Here is a 20,973-nt window from a genome sequence, read left to right as displayed (position 1 = left end):
TCTATCGGCCGTCAGGAACGCCGGGTGTTGGGGCAACCTCGCTTTCCTTGGGCGGGGAGCTGTATATCAACAGTGGGCGGCTGATGTTGGGAGGTGTCGACGGCAGCATCGCGATTGGCCATTCCGGCATCGAGGTTGGCGCCCCGTTTGTGACTGATAACGGCTTTGCCTTCGGCCGCGGTGCCCAGAGCACGGCCGCCTGGACCATGGCCTTGGGTCTTACCGCCAGGGCCCGGAACCCCTATGCGCTGTCGTTCGGGAATACCGCTACGGCCTCCAATACGTTCAGTACTGCATTCGGTTCGGCATCCACTGCTTCAGGTGAGTATGCCACTACACTCGGCGCGAGCGCACAGGCGGGCGGTGCGGGTTCGTTCGCCGGCGGGCGATTCGCAGTATCACGAGGGGACAACTCGGTAGCGATCGGCAGGAACGCGAGCGCATCCAACTTGGAAAGCCTGGCACTTGGTTACAGCGCCCAGGCCCCTCAGAGGGCGAGTGTCGCGCTCGGCAGCTTTTCGGCCACTGACGATCTGCGCGAAGTTGCGCCCGTGACCCTCAATGGACGCGTCTACTCTTTCGACCGCAACAGCGCGGTCGGCACGGTCAGCGGCGGCAGTGCGGCGCGATTGCGCCAATGGATTTTTGTAGCTCCAGGGGCGGTGAACGCCACGAGTACAAATGCCATTAATGGTGCCCAGTTGTTCTCGGGATATGAGGCGATCCGCCGTCTCGGCACACGTGAGACCACGGCCGCTGAGTCGGTGGCTCAGGCCTTGGGGTCCGGCCCGTTGGCCCAGGGCAACCGGGTAGTGCCGGCACCGCTTGTGCTGACCAGCATCGACCAGGGAGCACCGCCGCCCACCACGCTGTTGGGGGCGCTGGCGGCTTTGGACGAGGCGCACAAAGTCACTGATGGGCGCATGGGGGAAGTGTTCGATTCCGTCATGGATATCTCGGAAAAAGCCCAAGTGTTGAGGGCGACCAAGAGGTTCTACTGGAACCCACAGACCGGTGCGTATGATGCCGACAGGGACGCCGGTGTGCCCGCGTCGATAATCAATATGGCTGCCGGCGTAGCGGCAACCGACGCCGTCAACAAAGGTCAGTTGGACGCTGTTGAAAGCAGCGCGATGCGTGCTCAACAAGCGGTCGACACCGCCAGTGCTGCCGTGGACAAGGCTCGTCAGGTGTCGTTGGCGGTAAAGGATGCCGCCGACTCATCGTTGGCACGGGCCAACAATGCCTCCCAGGAGGCAGCTGGCGCACTCGCCGCCGCCAATCTGGCCCAGGGCAGCGCCGGTGCGGCGGCAAGCGCCGCCAGCAAGGCCGGCGCGACTGCCGCCAACGCGCAAGTAGCAGCGGAGCGTGCCGGCGTTGTTGCCACCAGTGCTCAGCAGTCGGCCCAGACCGCCCAGGGCGCCGCCACGCAAGCACAAAGCAGCGCAACGACGGCGCAGGCTCTGGCCAGCGCCGCACAAACCCGCGTGAAGGAAGTGGTCGATATCGTGGACGAGGCCACGACTGCCGCAACAGCTGCCCTGGGCTCGGCTGATGCTGCTTCGGGTGCAGTCACTTCGGCGCAGGCCGCTGCTGCGGATGCACAAGACCGGACGGACCAGGCTGCCACTGCAGCTTCACGTGCACAGGGGGTGGCCGATGTTGCACAGCGTGCTGCGGATGCGGCCTTGCTTGCTGGCAACGGCGCCGAAGTTGCCGCGGATGCTGCGCAAGCCACTGCCGGCCAGACCATGAGCGCAGCGAACGCCGTACAGGTTGCGGCGGCTACCGCTCGTGGAATTGCCGATCAGGCCACGGGGGCTGCGTCGACGGCCCAGGGCGCCGGTGAGGTCGCCAAAAGCATGGCTGACAGAGCCCAGGACGCGGCTGCTGGTGCACTCAGCGCCGCCGGTTCGGCACAGGTTGCAGCCAATGCCGCGCTTGGCGCGGCAACCGACGCCCAGACAACGGCCGCCACCGCCCGGCAAACAGCTGACTCGGCGGGTGCTGCGGCCGCCACTGCGCAAACCAATGCGCAGAATGCCCAGGGCACCGCAACAAAAGCTCACAGCACCGCGGCTTCTGCCCAAGGTCTGGCTGATGTCGCCCAGCGCTTCGCAGACAGCGCATTGGGCGCTCTGGAAAACGCTGCGGTTATCAGCGATGGAGCTCAAGGCATCGCTGACGTTGCGTTGTCCTCGGCCTTGCAGGCGCAGCGGTCTGCGGATGCCGCGCAGCACACCGCCGGCGCTGCGCAGGGCTCTGCCATCAGTGCGAACAATACCGCCATGGCAGCGCGCGACAGTGCCGACACAGCACTCGGTGCGGCATCGACAGCACGGAAGGCTGCCAGCGCTGCCAGCATTACCGCCAATCAAGCGCTGAACCTCGCCACCGGCGCACAAGCTTCCGCTCAGGCTGCCCAAGGCACTGCCGGCACCGCCTCCGCTGCGGCGTCCGGCGTACAACAAGCCGTGCTGGACACCCAAGCCAAGGCTGACGCTGCGTTGGCCGCGGCATCCACCGCTAAGGCGGCTGCGCAGACGGCGCAGGGTGCGGCGGACCATGCGATGCTGACCACCTTGGCGGTCAATGAGAAGGCCCTGGCCGCCCAAGGCAGCGCCAATGCGGCCCTGGAGACGGCAAACACCGCGCGGCGTAAGGCGGACACGGCTCAGGCCTCGGCGCAGCAAGCAAACAGCGCCGGCATCGATGCAATGAGTGTCGCCGCCGCGGCGCAGTCGGACGCCGATCAGGCACAAGGCACCGCAACTGAGACAAGCCAGCGTGCCGCTGCCGCACAAGTTACGGCAGGCATGGCATCGGGCGCTGCGTCAGAAGCCGCGCGAGCGGTCGATAATGCCCAGGGCACCGCCAACGCTGCCCGGTCCGCCGCCGATGTGGCGGCCGTTCAGCTTGCCGGCCTCGACTCCGGACAGACCGTGGTAGAGCGCCTTGATGCCGCGCTAAAGACGGCTTCAGGCCTTGGCCGTGAGGCCATCACCCGGCTGCTGGGTGGCGGCTCAACCGTGGACGCCGAAAGCCAACCCACGGCGCCCGCCTATGGCATCCCCGTGATCGCGACCGATGGTAGTGTTCAGCCTGCAATCAAACACGACAACGCAGGGGATGCGCTGAATGCGGTGGCGGGCAGTCTTTCCACGCTCAACGATGCCGTACGTACCCACGCCACGGCGCTTGGTACGGTGGGCGAGGACATACAAGGCCTGCGCGATGACACGTTGCAGTGGAGTGGTATCGACGGGGCCTACAATGCCAGCCGTGATCATTCGGGCAGTGAGCCGGCCCGCATCGTCCAACTTGCCTCCGGTCGCACACCGGCCGATGCGGTGAACAAGGGCCAGCTGGATGAAGTTGATCGCGTCGCGGCGGCAGCCCGGAGTGCCGCCGAGGCTGGGAAAACCATGGCAGACCAGACGCAAGGCGCAGCCGTGCGTGCGACAGACGCCGCTGTCACTGCAAGGACGGGTGCAGACGCGGCCATGGGCATTGCCGAGGCCACACAAACTGCCGCTGCAATGGTGCGTGATCGCGCCGATGCAGCGCACGCCAGCGCGACGCTCGCCGGTCAGGTCGCGGACCAGTCAGCTGCAAGGCTGTACGGTATTGCCCAAGGCGAAACCGTACTCGGGCACATCCAGGACGCCGCTCGAGCCCATGACCAAGCGCTGGCTACCGCATTGGGCGGCGCCGCAACTGTGAACGCCGACGGTTCAACGAGTCCTTCGCCTTACACACTGACGCAGCCTGGCAAGAAGGGCGCCGGGGCTCAGTCGATCAAGGTCGACACTATTGGACAGGCACTCGGTCAACTCGAAGACCGTGTTGTGGCTGCCGACGATCAATCGAGCGCCGTCAGTGCGCAAACCGACACCCTGCGCAAACAAATGGACAGTGGTGAGGTAGGGCTGGTCCGCCAGGATCCGTTCAGTCGTGACATACAGTTGGCCGGTGCCGCTGATGGGGCCCGGGTCGATGTCACTGGCAGCCAAGGCCCGCGCAGCCTTGCTGGCATTGAGGGTGGTGAGGTCAGTTCTACCAGTCTCGATTCCGTCAACGGGCGCCAACTGGAGGCAGTGAACCGGCAGGCCGAGCAATTAGGCCAGCAGTCTTCCGGCATCGCCGTGGATGCGAGCGAAGCTGGCGACAATTCATCCACCCGTTCGGGTAGTCAATCCGTGGCGCTCGGGGCGCAGGCTCAAGCCGGAGGCGAGCGCAGTGTAGCCATTGGGGCGGGCGCCACTGCGCAGGGTGAACAGGGCACTGCGCTGGGTTCGCGGGCAAGTGCCAATGCGGCGAACAGTGTGGCGTTGGGGGAGGGTTCCCGAACCGGTCGGGCCAACAGTGTGTCTGTAGGCGCCCACGGCACCGAGCGTCAAATCAGCCATGTTGCCGAGGCTGCGCGAGGCACGGATGCGGTCAACTTCCGGCAGGCGAAGCGGCTTTCAAACCAGGCCGCCGTTCGCTCGCTAAGTGAGGCCAATGCCTATGCCGACCGTCGTATCGGCAGCCTGCGGCAGGACGTGTATGCCGGTATTGCGACGGTGATGGCCACTTCCGGGTTGCCGGTGGCTTCCTCGCCGGGCAAGTCGATGGTGGCGGTGGCAACCGCTTTGTACGAGGGCCAGCCCGCTCTGGCCGTTGGGTTGACGGCGCGTTCCAGGGGTGGGAAATGGACCTACAGTGCAACCGGGGCGGGTACTGCACAGGGTGATTTCGGGCTTACCGTGGGACTTGGTTACCATTGGTAGTTAATCCTTTTTGCATAAGAGGTTTCAGCCTTTCCTTAGGCCAGCAGCACTAATTCACCTGCGGCGCCCAAAACACCCACTTCTCGTTTGGCTGTTTAAATGTTGCAAAAACAAGTCTGGAATTAAGTCTTTCCCAGCCGTCAGGGTCGTCCACGGTATGTATGGGGGGATGCAGTACCATCAGTTGCGCGTTCAATCCCAAGAGTCGGTCTATCAAGCGGTAAGGTTGCGGCTATTAGAGTTTTCTGCGAACGAGGCTAATCTTTGCAGACGTCAGTGCCAGCATTTCGTTCAAGCGCCTGGCGGCAAGCTGATCAGCGCCACTTGCAGAGCCGCCCGATCATTATTGAGAGGCCTGCACTTTTGAGTTTCACCATCAATGTCCAGCGTGCTCCAGCGGACAGGATGGTACGGATGAACATGACGAAAAGGTGTATCAAGCATGTCAACTGAATCGAAATGCCCTTTCAACCACGCTGCGGGTGGCGGCACCACGAACCGAGACTGGTGGCCCCAGCAACTGAATCTGAAGATCCTGCATCAGCATTCCTCCCTCAGCGACCCCATGGGTCAGGGGTTCGATTACGCCAAGGCGTTCAAGAGTCTTGACTTTGAAGCGGTCAAGCAGGATTTGCGCGATGTCATGACGCAATCCCAGGACTGGTGGCCTGCGGACTTTGGCCATTACGGCCCACTGTTCATTCGCATGGCCTGGCACAGCGCCGGGACTTACCGTACCGCTGACGGTCGTGGCGGTGCCGGTACCGGTCAGCAGCGCTTTGCACCGCTCAACAGCTGGCCTGACAACGTCAGCCTGGATAAAGCCCGTCGCCTGATCTGGCCGGTCAAGCAAAAGTACGGCCGCCAGATTTCCTGGGCCGATCTGATCGTCCTCACCGGTAACGTTGCGCTGGAGTCCATGGGCTTCAAGACCTTCGGGTTCTCTGGCGGTCGCCCGGATGTCTGGGAACCGGACGAAGACGTTTACTGGGGGGCCGAGACCACTTGGCTGGGGGGAGAAGAGCGTTACGGCGTGCAAAAGAAAATGCAGCAGCCGGGCGATGGTACGTTGGTTGCCGAGCCGCAGAACCATGGCAACGAAGAAAGCCGCACCGGGAGCGGCGAGCGCAATCTGGAAAACCCTCTCGCCGCTGTACAGATGGGCCTGATCTACGTGAACCCGGAAGGGCCGGAAGGGGTTCCGGACCCGGTTGCCTCGGCGAAGGATATCCGTGAAACCTTCGGCCGCATGGCGATGAATGATGAAGAGACCGTTGCACTGATTGCCGGCGGTCACGCCTTCGGCAAGACCCACGGCGCAGGCCCGGCGGATAACGTCGGCCCGGAACCGGAAGCGGCTGGCCTGGAAGAGCAGGGGCTGGGCTGGAAAAACAGCTTCGGCAGCGGCAAGGGCGGTGACACCATCACCAGCGGGCTGGAAGTGACCTGGACCTCGACGCCGACGAAATGGAGCAATGAGTACCTCGAAAACCTCTTTGGCTTTGAATGGGAACTGACCAGAAGCCCGGCGGGAGCGCATCAGTGGACACCGAAGAACGGTGCCGGCGCCGGCAAGGTTCCGGATGCCCATGACGCTGGCAAGCGGCATGCGCCGAGCATGCTGACCTCGGACCTGGCGCTGCGTTTCGATCCGGCGTACGAACAGATTTCCCGACGTTTCCTGGCCAACCCCGACCAACTGGCGGACGCCTTCGCCCGTGCCTGGTTCAAGCTTACCCACCGTGACATGGGCCCCCTTGCCCGTTATCTCGGCCCGGAAACCCCCGCGGAAGAGTTGCTGTGGCAGGACCCGATTCCTGCGCTCGATCATCCACTGGTGGATGAGCAGGATGTGGCGGCGCTCAAGCAAAAGATTCTCGCCGCGGGGCTGACGGCCTCACAGCTGGTTTCGACGGCATGGGCAGCGGCGTCCACCTTCCGTGGCTCCGATAAACGCGGGGGAGCGAATGGCGGGCGCCTGCGTCTGGCTCCGCAGAAGGACTGGGCGGTCAACCAGCCTGAGCAACTGTCAGGCGTATTGAAGCATCTCGAGGCTATTCAGGGCGACTTCAACGCCGCGCAGGCGGGAGGCAAAAGGATATCCCTGGCCGACCTGATCGTGCTGGCGGGCAGCGTGGGAGTTGAGTTGGCGGCAAAAAATGCCGGCCGCCAGAACACGGTGCCTTTCACGGCAGGGCGCACGGATGCTTCCCAGGAGCAGACGGATGTCGAGTCGTTCGGCTTCCTTGAACCGGTCGCCGACGGCTTTCGCAACTACCAGAAGGGGCACTACAAGGTGTCGGCGGAAGCGTTGCTGGTCGACAAGGCACAACTGCTGACATTGACCGCACCTGAAATGACGGTGCTGTTGGGCGGGCTGCGGGTCTTGGGTGTCAATGTCGGGGAAAGCAAGCACGGGGTGTTCACCGAGCACCCGGGAACCCTGACCAATGACTTCTTCAGGAACCTGCTGGACATGGGCGTTGAATGGAAGCCAGTCACCGGCACCCACGATACCTTTGAGGCGCATGACCGCAAGACCGGTGCCGTCAAGTGGACTGGCACCCGGGTCGACCTGGTGTTCGGTTCGCATGCCCAGTTGAGGGCGCTGTCCGAAGTCTATGGCAGTGCCGACGCCGAGGAGAAGTTCGTCGAAGACTTCGTGTCGGCCTGGACCAAGGTGATGAATCTGGATCGCTTCGAACTGGCCTGACACCAGCGCCTTACTTGTACAGGCCCACGCTGTGGGCCTGTTCGCTAGCGGCCTTGGTTTATCCAGGCTTCCAGATCCGCTGCGCTCATAGGTTTTGCTATCAGGTAGCCCTGCGCCTCGGAACACCCCCACTGTATTAAAAGATCCAGGATCTCTTCATTTTCTACGCCTTCGGCAACGACGCGGTAGCAGAGTCCCTTTGCCAGGCCTATCAGGGTTTTAACCAGTTGCTTGTCATTTTGATTGGTGCCCAGTCCGCTGATAAGTGATTGATCAAGCTTGACGGTAGTGGCGGGCAGTTCCTTCAAATACGCCCAGTTACTGTAGCCCGTGCCGAAATCATCAACGGCAACCTCTACGCCAAACTTACGAACCCGTTCCAACTGCCGAATGACTTCTTCAGGATTGGTCATCAGCATGCTTTCGGTAAACTCAAGTTCAAAGCTGGCCGGGTCCAGGCCGTGCGTTTGAGTTTCATGAATCATCGCGTCTACGAACTCGGAACTTTCCAGATCGCTGACAGTGATATTCATCGCTATCCGCAGGCGCACACCTTGCGCTTTCCAGACAAGCGTTTGCCGGATGATTGCGTTGAGCACCCATAGTCCCACGGAGGGTATCAGGGCGGTTTTTTCAGCCAAGGGGATGAATTCAGCAGGGCTGATGGGGCCAAGCAACGGATGGGTCCATCGTAGCAATGCCTCTACCGAATCACACTTTCCTGAGGGCAGTTTGATTTTGGGCTGATACACCAGGCTGAACTGTTGGTCGGAGCTGACCGCCTCCGGCAACGAACTCAACAACATGAAAGCACGTTGTTGAGCCGCATCAAACTGAGGTTCATAAAGAGACCATCCCAGCTTGCGGTCACGAGCCTCATCTGCCGCACTCACCAGCAGGCGCAGCCAGTCTTGCTGCCCTGCGCCATGAATGGGCAGGACGCCAATTCCCACTTGCATGAGTATGGGGATGCCGTGGCATTCAACCGGCTTTTTGAAGTCCGTCAGAATACTTGCGCAGATGTGCTCGGTGGTTTGTTCCTCCTCAAGGAGGAAGCCAAACCGGGTCGGGCTTATTTTGTAAAGCAGGCACCGCGCGGGTAAGAGTGTTTGCAGGCGAGATTTGATCGCCAGGACCAAGTCTCCCGCAAAGCTATACCCCAGGGCCTTTACGATATCGTTGAGGAACTTTGGCGAGATAATGTCAACGGCATACACCTGGCACCGGGTTTTAAGCTTCACCGCTTGACGGATATCTTCCTCAAGCCTGAGTCGATTAAACAGCCCCGTGGGCTGGTCTATAAAGTTGCGAGACCGCATGCCCTGTATGCGCATCATCACAAGTTCCGCGAAGCCGTTGAGCATGGCACTGTCACGCTCGTTCATGGGAGGGCGGGAGACGGTGTCAATGATGCAGAGACTTCCCAGTGTAAAACCATCCTCCGTAATCAACGGCGCGCCCGCGTAATAACGAATATGCGGCGGCCCTGTTACCAGGGGGTTGTGTTTGAAACGGGCATCCAGCGTGGCGTCCAGCACCTCCAACAGGGAATTGTCCAGCGTGGAGTAGGCGCAAAAAGAGACTTCTCGCGGTGTCTGCGTTTCTGTAAGCCCCACGCGTGCTTTGAACCATTGCCGGTGTTTATCGACAATTGAAATCAGTGCGATGGGGGCGTTGAAGTAGGCAGACGCCATCTCGACGATTTTTTCAAAGACATCATCGTGGTCGCTGTCGGGTGGACAAAATTTCGCGACCTCTTTTAGCCGTTCAACTTCATTCGGCGGAATAGGAGCGCCTTCGCCCATGACAATCCTCGGAGTGGCTGTGTTCGTACAACAAAGTATCAGACAGTGCCATCATTATGATGTTGTTTTTTCTATTCAACAGATAGCTCAAACGTATGCATCCGGGCGGCCTCTCCCGGAAAACCTGCTCCCGGGGCATCGTGGTGCCAGGCATTTCCCCCGCGTCTAGTGCACCAGGGGGGCTGCCTTGATGGCCATGTACTCATCCTTGACCGCCTCGAACCCATATTTATCTTCAAGCCGTTTGACGATGAAGTGCCCCTGCGCCATGTCCTGATAGAAATGGGTGAACAGCGTATTGATGGTCGCCCCGGTAAAGGCGCCCATCACGGGAACGGCCTGCGCCGCGAACTTGCTGGAAATGGTAAAGCCAAACTGGGTCGCGACCTTGTCGATCAGGATCGCCAGCCATTTGCCGGCTTGCCCCGGGGACAAGGTGCTGATGGCCTTGGAACCCTGCTTGGCGGCGATTCCCGCCAGTTCTTTCGACAGTTGCTGCATGGCCTGGGTGGTGAAGCTGCGGGTCATGTAGTAACCCGTCTCCGTTGCATCGTCGACCTGGCTGTTGCCGCCCATGGCAAACACCTCAATACACGCCTGCTTGGTCGCAAAGTCCCCCAGGTCAAAACCTTCGCTGCGCGCCACATCGGCGACCGCGCGCATCATGATGGTGGTGGAGATCGGCAGTTCGACAAACAGCGCCGCAAAACCGAAGGCTCCGCCGATCGCGCCCGAGGTCGCTGCGAAGGCCTTGTGCAGTCGGGTCGAGGCTGGCTTTTTCGGGCTGTTCTCCAGGCTCTTCAGCGCCGCGCCGGCGGAGGAGTGCAGCGCCGCCGCCACGGCGCCATTGATCCTTTTTGAAACCACCCCCGGCAAGGCCTTCACCGCACTTTCAATGGGGGAGCCGATCATGCCGGACAGCCTGGCAGTCAGGGAGGGTGACTCAAGCAAGCCGACGGCCCGCTTGAGATCCTGGTAGTCCTCGGGGTTGTCTCTGATGCTCACAGGCGTCTCCATGAAGTTTTTCCGGTTCTCATAAAACAAAGACCCGCAAGAAAGGCCATCGTGCCGTCACGCTTTACCCATTCTTTACCTGTGCGTGTGCTGCGTTCGCCAGCGGGTCGGTTACGCTGCCATTCATCTTGAACTGAATGACGGTATGCATCGAATGAGCCTTCAACCGCGGTACTGGCTGGCGGTGGGCGCCCTGGTGGGCAGCCTGGGATTGATCGCAGGGTGTGCGGGCGATCCGCCAAACCCGCGAGCCGCTTTCAGCGAGCGGGTCGATAAGGAACTGAGTACCGCTTATCAACCGTCCCACTACGAAACGGCCGGCTGGGACGCGACCTGGCAAGTCGATCAGCAATCGGTGAATGTGGCGTGGTTGGCGCCGGTGACCCAGGAGCGTGTGCCGCTGATTATCTACTTGCCGGGGTTGGGAGAGTCGGCCTCGGGCGGCGTGGCGTGGCGCAAGGCTTGGGCGCAGGCGGGTTATGCGGTGCTGTCGGTTCAGGAGCACGCCCATGATCAGTCGATCTTCGCCTCGCAGCAGGCGCAATATGGCGATTTTCGCGGGATGGCGAGCAGTCATTATTCCGACGTCGCACTGCGCGACAGGCTGTCCACCTTGCAGAAAGTCCTGACTGAGGTTCGGTCACGGGCCGCCAAGGGCGATACGCAACTGGCAGCCATCGATTGGAACCAGGTGGTGGTGGCCGGCTTTGATTTTGGCGCGCAGACCGCCGAGGCGCTCGCCGGGGCGCTGGAGCCTGGCGCTGCGTCGGGCGATGCGGTTCAGCCCAAGGCAGTGCTGCTGCTCAGCCCTTATGTGGACGCCGATGCTCGGCCAGACAGGTATGCCCGGATATCGGCGCCCGTGCTGTCGATGACCGGTCAGCAGGATGAAGACCCATTCAACTGGGTCAGTTCCTATCGCCAGCGGGAAGTATTGGGTGAGTCGGTGAGGGTAGCCGGGAGTGTCCGGTTGGACCTGAACAGTGCGACGCACAAGACGTTGGCGGGCAGTGAGTTATTCAACCGGCCGGCGAAAAAGGCCGATAAAGGCAGTGATTCGTCCGGCGATGCGCCCAAAGGTCGAGGGCACAAGCACGGCGCCAAACCTGGCGGCGGTAGCCAGATGGCGGGCGAACCGGCGCCGGATCCCAAGCAAGTCGCGGCGATCCAGGCCATTGGCGTGGCGTTTCTGGACAGCCGGGTCAAACACAATCCTGCGGCCACTGACTGGCTGCACAAAGGCGCACCTGCTTGGCTGGGTGAGGCCGGGCGGTTGAAGTAGGTGCGTGTGCCTACTGCATTTTTTTGCCAGGCTCGCGCGGGCCGCGGTGGATTCGCTACTATGGGGTTCACCCGAACCCACCCGCCGTACCCGTTGGAGCCTTGAATGCCAAGCCAGAAGGACATCACCGCCGAGAGCGGCGCACCGATGATTCCTGATCAGCGCCGTGAGTTGATACTGCGTCAATTGCGCAAGCATCAAGTGCTGAGTGTTCATCAGTTGATGGAGATGTTCGACTGCTCCCACATGACCGTGCGGCGCGACATTGCATTGCTGGAGCAGGAAGGCCGGGCGTATTCGGTCACTGGTGGGGTGCGCATTGCCAGCCAGCTTCACAGCGAGCCGAGCCATCAGCTCAAGGCCGTGGTGGAGTTGCCGCAGAAGCAGGCCATGGCCAAGCTTGCCGCGCGCTTGCTGCGTGCGGACATGACGGTCTACCTGGACGCAGGCACCAGCACGCTGGAGATCGTGCCTTACATCAAGGCACTCGCCGGCATGACGGTGGTGACCAACGACTTCGGCGTGGTGCAGGCACTGATGGACGCCCCGCAAGTGACGGTGATTCACACGGGCGGGCAGTTGGATCACTCCAACCATTCGTGTGTGGGCGGGCTTGCGGTGGCCACCCTGCGCCAAGTGGTCACCGACATCGCCTTTATCTCTACCAGTTCCTGGGACCTGCGACGCGGGATAACCACTCCTTCGGCGTTGAAGGTGGAGGTCAAGCAGGTTGCCATGCAGTCGGCGTCGCAAGTGGTGCTGGTGGCCAGCAGTTCCAAGTACGGCACCTTCAGCATGTACAAGATCGCCGGGCTGGAGCAGTTCGATATCGTCATCAGCGATGCCGCGCTGGCGCCCGCCGCAGCGGACGGCATACGCAAGCAAGGGGTCGAACTGATGTTGCCGTCCGATCTCACGCCCGCCTGACGGGCCTTTTCGGTCTGCTGCGAGCGGCGCGCAGGGGAGGGTAGCGTTGTTTAGCGTGCTTTCCAGTCCCGCAACCATTGTAGGCCGGCCGAGGTGTCACCCCGCGGTCGGTATTCGCAGCCTATCCAGCCGTCATACCCCAGTTCATCGATCAGCTCGAACAGGTAAGGGTAATTCAGCTCCCCGAGGTCCGGTTCATGCCGATCAGGCACGCCGGCAATCTGGATATGGCCGATGCCGCCCATGTCGCGGCGCAGCTTGACGGCCAGGTCGCCCTCGACGATCTGGCAGTGATAGCAGTCGAACTGGACCTTCAGGTTGCGGGCGCCGACCTCCTTGCAGATGGCCTGTGCCTGATCCTGGCGGTTGAGGAAAAACCCTGGCATGTCTCGGGTGTTGATCGGTTCCAGCAGCACGGTAACGCCGGCCTGCGCCGCCTGGGCGGCAGCGTAGGCGAGGTTTTCCAGGTACGCCCCATGGTGCCGTGCGCGGTCGCTTTCCGACGCCAGCAAGCCGGCCATTACATGGATGCGGGTATTGCCCAGCATGGCGGCGTACTCCAGCGCCCGGTCGAAACCGGCGCGAAACTCGTCCTCGCGACCCGGCAAGGTCGCGATGCCGCGCTCGCCCGCCGCCCAATCACCCGGCGGCGCGTTGAACAGGGCTTGCACCAGGCCGTTGTCGTTCAGGCGTTGCCGTAGTTCCTGCGGGCTGTACTCATAGGGAAACAGATATTCCACCGCCTCGAATCCGTCAGCGGCGGCCGCGGCGAAGCGCTCCAGGAACGGACGTTCGGGGTAGAGCATGCTCAGGTTGGCAGCAAAGCGAGGCATGGGAACTCCTTCAGACAAAAGGCCAGATCAACAGGGTGACAAGGAAACCCAGGGTACCCAGCAGGGTGGTGATCACCGTCCAGGTACGCAGGCCGTCGGCCACGTTGAGCCCGGCCAGTTTAGTGAAAATCCAGTAACCGGCATCGTTGATGTGCGACATCGCCAGCCCGCCACCGCCCATGGCCAGGCACAGCAGGGCCATATGGTTGGGCGTCAGGTTGAGCGTGGCAATCAACGGGCTGATGATACCCGCTGTGGTCACCAGTGCCACGGTGGTCGAACCCTGTACCGCGCGCAACAGCATGGTCAGCAAAAAGCCCAGCGCCAGTACTGGCAGCCCGGTGGTGCGCAACAAGTCGGAGACCACCGCTCCGATCCCGGTGTCCACCAGCACCTTGCCGAACACGCCGCCGGCACCGGCGATCAGGATCACCATGGCCACGCCGGGCAATGCCGAGCCGATCACATCGGACACCTGGGTACGGCTCCAGCCGCGACGGGAGCCCAGCAGCCAGGCACACAGCAAGGTATCGAGCAGCAGTGCCACCAACGGAGCACCGAGGACGGTCATGATCGCCCGTAACGTCGACTCGATGGGCAGCAGCGACGTCGCCAGGGTGCCCAGCAGAATCAGGATGATGGGTAACAGGATCAGGCTGACGATCAGCCCGAAACCCGGCGCCGGAGCGGGCGGCAGCTTGGCAACGAGACTGCTGGTGGACTCTTCGAGGCCCATGTGCGCGACGGCACCAGCCCTCTGTTCGACGTTCTGGGCGTTGCCGTTATGCCAGGCGCGCAGGTCATCGTTGGTCACGTGGGGGCCGTAGACCTCTGCACGGATATCATCAGACATCGGGTAAAAACGCCGGGTCATGCGTCCGGCCACGCGGTAGCCGACGTAGCACAGGAAGGCCGTGAGCGGCAGCCCGAACATCAGTACCCGGCCCAGGTCGGCGCCCAGTTGGCTGGCGGCCGCCACGGCACCGGGATGCGGAGGCAGGAAGGCGTGCACCGTGAGCAGCGCCGCGCACATCGGCAAGGCAAACATCAGCAGCGGTTTGCGCGCACGGCGGGCAACGCCATAGGCCAGCGGCATCAGGATGATCACCCCCACTTCGAAGAACACCGGCACACCGATGATGAAGCCGGCCACCGTCAACGCCAGCGGCGTGCGTCGGTTACCGAAGCGTTCGATCAGGGTTTTCGCCAGCGCCTCGGCGCCGCCGGACAACTCGATGATGCGACCGATCATGGCGCCCAGGGCGATGATGATTGCGATGTGGCCGAGGGTCTTGCCCATCCCGCCTTCGATGGTGGCGACCAGGTCGGCCGGTTTCACCCCGGCGACCAACGCCACCAGGATGCTCACCAGCATCAGCGCCACAAACGGCTGGAATTTATACTTGAGCACCAGGAACAGCAGGAGTGCGATCCCAAGGCCGGCGGTTGCCATCAGAATAAGCGGGCTCATAGCATCCACCCTGCGCATTGAACGTGCGAAAGGTGAGTGCCGCTGTAAGGGTCAACACTGCAGTAGGGCTTGATCATGCTGGAATGTCCTGTTGTTTTTATTGTTCAGGCACGCAGTCGCGACAGCGTGGCTGCCTCGGGTCGCGAAGGCGTGCATCAAGGGGGTTGCGGGTAAAACCGGAGACCTACCACTGGGCGCCGAACGTCTCCCGCAGTTCGTCCAGTGCGGCCTGGTCCAGTGGCGCCGGTCGCGGGTTGCTCATCAGCCAAAGCCGTGCGGTTTCTTCGAGTTCTTCCAGGGCATAACTGGCCTTGGACACGGAGCTTTCCCAGACCACCGGCCCCAGGCGTTCGAGCATCACACCGCGTACGCGGTTGGCCAGTTGCGCCACCTGCTCGGCGACATTGGGGGCGCCAGGGCGTTGATAGTTGATCAATGGGATATGACCCACTTTCATCACCTGATACGGCGTCAGTGGCGGCAGGATGTCGTCCTGGCTCCACACCCCGGCCAGGGTCAGGGCCACCAGGTGCGTGGAATGGGTATGCACCACGCCACCCACGCCAGGGTTGCGATCGTAGACCTGGCGATGCAGGGCCAGGGTCTTCGACGGCTTGTCGCCCGACACCCATTTGCCCGCCAGATCGACCTTGGCAATGGCCGCAGGGTCCAGGCGCCCAAGGCAGGCGTCGGTGGGGGTGATCAGCCAGCCATCATCGAGCCGGGCGCTGATGTTGCCGGCGCTGCCCACGGTAAATCCGCGCTGATAAAGGCTGTGCCCAACCGTGCAAATCTCCTCGCGCAGTGCGTTTTCGCGGCTCATTGCGCACCTCCGGCCAATTGCTTCAGGGCCTTGTCGAAAAAGTCCCGGCCGCCGAAGTTGCCGGACTTGAGGGCCAGCGCCAGCGGCTCGGCGGTGTTGCTCACGGTGGCCGGCACCCCGGGGTCGATCTGCGCGCCAATCTGCAACAGCTGTACGCCGAGAGCCTTGACTACCGCACCGGAGGTTTCACCGCCTGCGACAACGAAGCGCCGTACGCCGCTGTCGCGAAGGGCCTGGGCGATGGCGCCCAAGGCGTTCTCCACCAGCTTGCCCGCATGCTCGACCCCCAGTTGCTGCTGGACCGCCTTGACGTCGTCCGGAGTACTGGTGGCGTAGATCAACACGGTGTGTGGCTGGTTGCGTGCAAAAGCCACGGCGTTTGCCACCACCGGTTCACCGGCCGCCAGGGCCAGTGGGTCGATGCGCAGCGCTGGCCGCCCGGCCTCGATCCAGGCGGCAACCTGGCCGTTGGTGGCGATCGACGCACTACCGGCCAACACCACTTCGCCGCCTTCCACCGTTGACAGTGAGGCCGGGTCGAAGTCGTGCAGCTTGCCGGCACGGCGGAAGTTTTCTGGAAGCCCCAGGGCCAGGCCCGAGCCACCCGTCAACAGCGGCAAGTCGGCGCAGGCAGCGCCGAGGGTATAAAGGTCCTGGTCGGACAGCGCATCGGCAACCGCCATGCCCACACCTTGGGCGCGCAGTTCGGCGATTTTCTCGCGAACCTGCGCAACGCCCTGGGCGATGCTGTCGTAGCGCAGCAGCCCAACCTTGCAGGAGGTTTGCGATTGCAGCACACGGACCAGGTTGGCATCGGTCATGGGGGTCAGCGGATGGTGCTGCATGCCCGACTCGTTGAGTAACTGGTCCTGCACGAACAAATGGCCACGGAAGATCGTCCGGCCATTTTCCGGAAACGCCGGGCAGGCGAGGGTGAAGTCACTGCCCAGCGCCTTGAGCAGCGCTTCGCTGACCTGGCCGATATTGCCGGCGGACGTCGAGTCGAACGTGGAGCAGTACTTGAAGAAAATCTGCTCGCAACCCTTTGCGCGCAGCCATTCCAGGGCGGCCAGGGAGTCGGCGATGGCGTCGGTAACCAGCAGGGTGCGGGATTTCAGGGCAATGACGATTGCGTCTGCGTCCAGCCCGGCCGCGACTTCGTCGCTCGGAATGCCAATGCTCTGCACCGTACGCATTCCGCCGCGCACCAGCATATTGGCGAGGTCGGTGGCCCCGGTGAAATCGTCGGCAATGCAGCCCAGCAAAGGGCGTGCGGCAGGTAGGTTCATGGCGCGGTCCTTATACGGAGTCAGGCTTGGCGGTCGGCAGTTCGATGCCCGGGAAAATCTTGATCACCGCCGAATCGTCCTCACGCCCGAAACCGGCGCTGGAGGCCTGCATGAACATTTGGTGCGCGGTGGCCGACAGCGGCAGCGGAAACTTGCTGGCCCGTGCGGTATCCAGCACCAGGCCCAGGTCCTTGACGAAAATATCCACGGCGGACAACGGCGTGTAATCGGCCTTGAGAATGTGCGGTACGCGGTTCTCGAACATCCAGGAATTGCCGGCGCTGTGGGTGATTACCTCGTACAAGGCATCGGCGTCGACCCCTTCGCGCAGCCCCAGCGCCATCGCTTCGGCGGAGGCGGCAATGTGCACGCCCGCCAGCAACTGGTTGATGATCTTGACCTTGGAGCCCAGGCCATGCACGTCGCCCAGTCGATAAACCTTGCCTGCCATACCCGCGAGCACCGCATCCGCCTTGGCATAGGCTTCGGCCGGGCCGGAAGTCATCATGGTCATTTCGCCGGCCGCGGCCTTGGCGGCACCGCCGGAGATCGGCGCGTCCAGGTACAGCAACCCGGCGTCTGCCAGGCGCTGGCCCAGCTCCACGGCATAGGTCGGCGCCACCGTGGCACAGCCAATCACCAGGCTTCCCGAGCGCAATGCGGCGGCCGCCGAGTGTTCACCAAACAGGACGGTCTCGGTCTGTTCGGCATTCACCACCACGGTGATGATCACATCGCATTCACCCGCCATCTGTGCCGGAGAACTGCAAGCTACGCCGCCTTCGCTGGCGAACTGTTGTGTGACGGTTTCACGCACATCACAGGCATGCACATTGAAACCGTTGCGCAGCAACGAGCGGGCAATGCCCAGGCCCATCGCGCCAAGTCCAATAACACCGACGTTCTTATTATTCATGAGGGTTCCTGTTTTGTGGTCAGGGGGTGAGACATGTTGGGCTGATAATCCATCAGTGATCGGATTATGTGAAGTTATTTTTTCAAATAACATATTTTAACATTGGTGGTGTGAGCGTCCTGCAGGCCTCGTAGTGCAAGGAAAAGAGCACTAAATTGACGTCAAATAAAAAGCCTGCGGGGCTGTGTTTAGTTCCGTAACTGACAGCCGATAGCGCCTTTAGAGTCCATTGCTCTGAAGGGGTACGTCATGTTCAATAAAACGCTGAAAACAGAACTGGCGGCCAGGACGGCCGACGTTGCAGAGTACAAAGGATTGATGGCTGCGCTTGAGCGCTCGATGGCCGTGGTCGAGTTCGACTTGAACGGCAAGGTGCTTCGCGCCAACGATAACTTCTTGCAGGCGTTGGGATATCGCCCGGATGAATTGAGTGAAAAGTCGCATCGGGACTTTTGCTTGCCTGCATTGACGAACAGCGCAGCGTACGGTGAATTCTGGGCCGCGCTTCGGGCCGGCAAATTCGTTTCCGGCACCTTTCAGAGGGTCAATAAAGACGGGCAGATTGTCTGGGTGGAGGCCAGTTATAACCCGGTGCTGGACGAACGTGGCCAGGTGTTGAAGGTCGTCAAGTACGCGCTTGTCGTCACCGACAAAGTGGCCCAGGAGGCCGCCACCCGCAGCAAGCTTGCGGCGCTGGACCGGGCCATGGCGGTGATCGAGTTCGACCTGAGCGGCAATGTGCTGGTCGCCAACGAAAACTTTCTGAATGTCATGGGTTATGGGTTGGCGGAACTCAAGGGTAAGCATCACCGGATGTTCTGCGAACCCGGCCTGGTGAACAGCGATGAGTACACGGACTTCTGGCGTCGCCTGAATGCGGGCGAGTTTTTCAGCGGGCAATTTAAACGCCTGGGCAAGCACGGCCGCGTCGTGTGGCTGGAGGCAAGCTATAACCCGGTGTATGACGCCGACGGCAAGTTGACCAAGATCGTCAAGTTCGCCAGTGACATCACCGAGCGGGTCGAGAAATTCGAGGCCGACTCCCGTGGCGCTTCCCGGGCTTACCATATTTCTGCCGAGACCGAGAAGTTTGCCGAGCAGGGCACCCAGGTCATTCAAGAGACCGCCAGTGAGATGCGTCGGATTGCCGAAAACATCGGGGCGTCTGCGCGACTGGTGGGACAACCGGGCGATCGCTCCGAGCAGATCACCGCCATCGTCAATACCATTCGCGGGATTGCTGACCAGACCAACCTGCTGGCGCTCAATGCCGCCATCGAGGCCGCCCGCGCCGGGGATCAAGGGCGGGGGTTTGCCGTCGTCGCCGACGAGGTGAGGCAATTGGCGGGGCGCACCAGCCGCTCTACGGCGGAGATCGCCGAGATGATCAGCAAGATTCTCGCCGAGACACGGGACGCGGTCGTCAGCATGAACGCCACTCAGGAAGGGGCGCAGCGCGGCGTCACGTTGGCCGATCAAGCCGGTTCGGTGATTTTGCAGATTCGCAATGGCACCAGCGATGCGGTCGAGGCGGTGAGCATGTTCGCTTCCAAGCTCGATGAATCCGAAGTGATTCCAAAGACCGCCATCAGTTGGGTGGGGTAGAGCCTCAAGCTGCGCCTAGGGAATAGAAAAAGCGCCACTCGTTGAGTGTAATGCTGTTCACTTAAGCATTTGAGCCCACGCCGGGCTTCCTAGAAAATCCGATACCAGACCTCTGGCATCGGATTTTTTATGTCTGTTCAACAGGACCTGCTTGACCTCGGCGACCTTTTCAACTTCTGCGACCTGAGCACCTTTACCCAAAATATTCCCATTGAGTGGGTAGCGTCTGCGCTGGATCTTTCCAGTCAGGCCACCATTCGCCGGCGTCGCCTGCCCGCTGATCAAGTGCTTTGGTTGGTACTGGGGATGGCGCTATTTCGAGATGAGCCGGTTCACGAAGTGGCCAGACGTTTGAACATCTGCGCCCAAGGCCTGGCTTCTGACCACTTGTTGGCCCGCAGCGGTGTGACCGAGGCGCGAAAGCGGCTCGGTGCCGATCCTGTTGAGTGGCTGTTTCGCAAGACCGGTACTCAATGGGGGGCGGAGCGCTACGACGATGATGCCTGGCACGACCTGCAGGTATTCGCGGTGGACGGTGCACTTTTACGCACTCCGGATACGCCCGAGCTGCGAGATCACTTTGGATCGGGAAACACCCCGAGTGAGCGCCAGACACCGTTTCCCATGCTGCGCCTGGTGGCGCTGATGAATGTGCGTTCGCATGTGATCCTGGATGCTCAATTGAGCCCTTACCGACGCAGTGAAATGCGCTTGGCCGACGAGTTTTTGCAGCAGATTCCCGACCACTCAGTGACGCTGTTCGACAAAGGGTTCTGGGGCGCCGAGCTACTGTCGAGTTTGAGCCGTTCGGGCACCCACCGTCATTGGTTGATCCCGGCAAAAAAGGACTGGTCTGTGAGGAAGTGGCCCGTTACAGCATGCATGACCGTTTGGTGCGCATGAAAGTCTCACCGCAGGCCAGAAAGCGAAATCCGGTCCTTCCATCGCACTGGGAGGTACGTGAAGTCAGCTATGAAATACAAGGCAAAGTGAAGACCGTCATGACGTCCTTGCCGGCCGAGACCTACAACACCAAGGCCGTTGCCAAGCTTTATCAGGAACGCTGGGAGATCGAGCTGGGCTTCAGGGACATCAAGAGTTCGATGCAACAGAACGCTATGACCTTGCGCAGCAAAAAAGTCGAGCTGATTTATCAGGAGGTGTGGGGACTTTTGCTGGCTTACAACGTAATTCGTCGGGAAGCCAGTCAGGCAGCGGTGGCGTTTGGCCGAGCGCCCTCGGACATCCGTTTCAAACCGGCTTGTCAGTACATCGCGGTGCAATTGATTGTGATGGCTGCGGCCAACCCGATTTCAGCGACAGGGAGACGATTGGCAGAGTTAAGGGCAGGTATCGGAGGATTGTTTCTGGATCACCGTCCAAGGCCTTCGAGGCCAAGGACGGTGAAGATCTCAAAAACCCGATTTCCAGTAGACCGTAAGGCTGCTCCGCTTAAGTGAACAGCATTACACTCGTTGAGTGGCGCTTTTTTTGCCCGCGCTGTAAGCGGTTCAGGCATTACC

The 20,973-nt window shown here is 61.5% G+C and carries 12 protein-coding genes and 2 pseudogenes; 7 read left to right on the top strand and 7 right to left on the bottom strand.

Features of this window, described 5'->3' with window-relative positions; translation table 11 throughout:
• Nucleotides 1-83 precede the first annotated feature (83 nt).
• Together JFU58_RS25005 and katG are read left to right on the top strand one after the other, a co-directional pair.
• The gene (locus tag JFU58_RS25005) at nucleotides 84-4,772 is read left to right on the top strand and encodes a YadA-like family protein (RefSeq protein WP_201142648.1); all 4,689 of its coding nucleotides are present in this window, start codon (nucleotides 84-86) and stop codon (nucleotides 4,770-4,772) included.
• A 442-nt stretch (nucleotides 4,773-5,214) separates the two neighbouring features.
• Nucleotides 5,215-7,485 (top strand): catalase/peroxidase HPI, encoded by a 2,271-nt coding sequence (gene katG, locus JFU58_RS25000; RefSeq protein WP_201142647.1) that lies wholly within the window; start codon nucleotides 5,215-5,217, stop codon nucleotides 7,483-7,485.
• Between the two features lie 44 nt (nucleotides 7,486-7,529).
• Here katG and JFU58_RS24995 read toward each other — a convergent pair whose 3' ends face one another.
• Nucleotides 7,530-9,290, bottom strand: a complete 1,761-nt coding sequence (locus tag JFU58_RS24995) for a sensor domain-containing phosphodiesterase (RefSeq protein WP_201142646.1) — start codon at nucleotides 9,288-9,290, stop codon at nucleotides 7,530-7,532.
• A gap of 165 nt (nucleotides 9,291-9,455) precedes the next feature.
• Nucleotides 9,456-10,307 carry an EcsC family protein gene (locus JFU58_RS24990; protein ID WP_201142645.1) on the bottom strand — a complete coding sequence of 284 codons (852 nt, stop codon included), beginning with the start codon at nucleotides 10,305-10,307 and terminating at the stop codon, nucleotides 9,456-9,458.
• A 151-nt stretch (nucleotides 10,308-10,458) separates the two neighbouring features.
• Between JFU58_RS24990 and JFU58_RS24985 the strand changes: the two genes are divergently transcribed.
• Nucleotides 10,459-11,586, top strand: coding sequence for an alpha/beta hydrolase (locus JFU58_RS24985; protein WP_201142644.1), 1,128 nt, complete (start codon nucleotides 10,459-10,461; stop codon nucleotides 11,584-11,586).
• Nucleotides 11,587-11,691: 105 nt separating this feature from the next.
• Entirely contained in the window at nucleotides 11,692-12,513 is an 822-nt protein-coding gene (locus tag JFU58_RS24980; RefSeq protein ID WP_063028990.1) for a DeoR/GlpR family DNA-binding transcription regulator, read from the top strand.
• A 50-nt stretch (nucleotides 12,514-12,563) separates the two neighbouring features.
• Here JFU58_RS24980 and otnI read toward each other — a convergent pair whose 3' ends face one another.
• The 5 genes from otnI to ltnD all read right to left on the bottom strand — a co-directional run bounded on the left by otnI (nucleotide 12,564) and on the right by ltnD (nucleotide 17,938).
• Entirely contained in the window at nucleotides 12,564-13,346 is a 783-nt protein-coding gene (otnI, locus tag JFU58_RS24975) for a 2-oxo-tetronate isomerase (protein ID WP_201142643.1), read from the bottom strand.
• A gap of 10 nt (nucleotides 13,347-13,356) precedes the next feature.
• On the bottom strand, nucleotides 13,357-14,817 hold the full coding sequence (locus JFU58_RS24970; RefSeq protein ID WP_201142642.1) for a GntT/GntP/DsdX family permease: 1,461 nt from the start codon (nucleotides 14,815-14,817) through the stop codon (nucleotides 13,357-13,359).
• A gap of 184 nt (nucleotides 14,818-15,001) precedes the next feature.
• Entirely contained in the window at nucleotides 15,002-15,640 is a 639-nt protein-coding gene (gene otnC, locus JFU58_RS24965) for a 3-oxo-tetronate 4-phosphate decarboxylase (RefSeq protein WP_017475391.1), read from the bottom strand.
• A complete protein-coding gene (otnK, locus tag JFU58_RS24960; protein WP_201142641.1) occupies nucleotides 15,637-16,929 on the bottom strand; it encodes a 3-oxo-tetronate kinase in 1,293 nt (430 codons plus the stop codon). The genes otnC and otnK overlap by 4 nt, the downstream gene beginning before the upstream one ends.
• 10 nt (nucleotides 16,930-16,939) lie before the next feature.
• The gene (gene ltnD / locus JFU58_RS24955; RefSeq protein WP_274610135.1) at nucleotides 16,940-17,938 is read right to left on the bottom strand and encodes an L-threonate dehydrogenase; all 999 of its coding nucleotides are present in this window, start codon (nucleotides 17,936-17,938) and stop codon (nucleotides 16,940-16,942) included.
• 156 nt (nucleotides 17,939-18,094) lie between these two features.
• Between ltnD and JFU58_RS32675 the strand changes: the two are divergent.
• From JFU58_RS32675 to JFU58_RS24945, 3 genes and pseudogenes are all read left to right on the top strand, one after another.
• A pseudogene (locus tag JFU58_RS32675) lies at nucleotides 18,095-18,859 on the top strand (PAS domain-containing protein); the annotation flags it as partial.
• Nucleotides 18,833-19,450 (top strand): methyl-accepting chemotaxis protein, encoded by a 618-nt coding sequence (locus JFU58_RS32670; RefSeq protein ID WP_446739990.1) that lies wholly within the window; start codon nucleotides 18,833-18,835, stop codon nucleotides 19,448-19,450. The pseudogene JFU58_RS32675 and the gene JFU58_RS32670, both read left to right, overlap by 27 nt.
• Before the next feature lie 129 nt (nucleotides 19,451-19,579).
• A pseudogene (locus tag JFU58_RS24945) lies at nucleotides 19,580-20,910 on the top strand (IS4 family transposase).
• Nucleotides 20,911-20,973: the final 63 nt, after the last annotated feature.

It is taken from the genome of Pseudomonas sp. TH34, from assembly GCF_016650865.1.
Lineage (GTDB): Bacteria > Pseudomonadota > Gammaproteobacteria > Pseudomonadales > Pseudomonadaceae > Aquipseudomonas > Aquipseudomonas yamanorum.
This window is presented reverse-complemented; position numbering and strand designations above follow the sequence as displayed.

Bases quoted from the DNA above. Each gene is read 5' to 3' on its own strand.
- JFU58_RS24985 (WP_201142644.1), top strand. From the start codon at position 10,459: ATGAGCCTTCAACCGCGGTACTGGCTGGCGGTGGGCGCCCTGGTGGGC.
- JFU58_RS24970 (WP_201142642.1), bottom strand. From the start codon at position 14,817: ATGAGCCCGCTTATTCTGATGGCAACCGCCGGCCTTGGGATCGCACTC.
- ltnD (WP_274610135.1), bottom strand. From the start codon at position 17,938: ATGTTATTTGAAAAAATAACTTCACATAATCCGATCACTGATGGATTA.
- otnI (WP_201142643.1), bottom strand. From the start codon at position 13,346: ATGCCTCGCTTTGCTGCCAACCTGAGCATGCTCTACCCCGAACGTCCG.
- JFU58_RS24995 (WP_201142646.1), bottom strand. From the start codon at position 9,290: ATGGGCGAAGGCGCTCCTATTCCGCCGAATGAAGTTGAACGGCTAAAA.
- JFU58_RS24990 (WP_201142645.1), bottom strand. From the start codon at position 10,307: ATGGAGACGCCTGTGAGCATCAGAGACAACCCCGAGGACTACCAGGAT.
- otnC (WP_017475391.1), bottom strand. From the start codon at position 15,640: ATGAGCCGCGAAAACGCACTGCGCGAGGAGATTTGCACGGTTGGGCAC.
- katG (WP_201142647.1), top strand. From the start codon at position 5,215: ATGTCAACTGAATCGAAATGCCCTTTCAACCACGCTGCGGGTGGCGGC.
- JFU58_RS25005 (WP_201142648.1), top strand. From the start codon at position 84: ATGTTGGGAGGTGTCGACGGCAGCATCGCGATTGGCCATTCCGGCATC.
- otnK (WP_201142641.1), bottom strand. From the start codon at position 16,929: ATGAACCTACCTGCCGCACGCCCTTTGCTGGGCTGCATTGCCGACGAT.
- JFU58_RS24980 (WP_063028990.1), top strand. From the start codon at position 11,692: ATGCCAAGCCAGAAGGACATCACCGCCGAGAGCGGCGCACCGATGATT.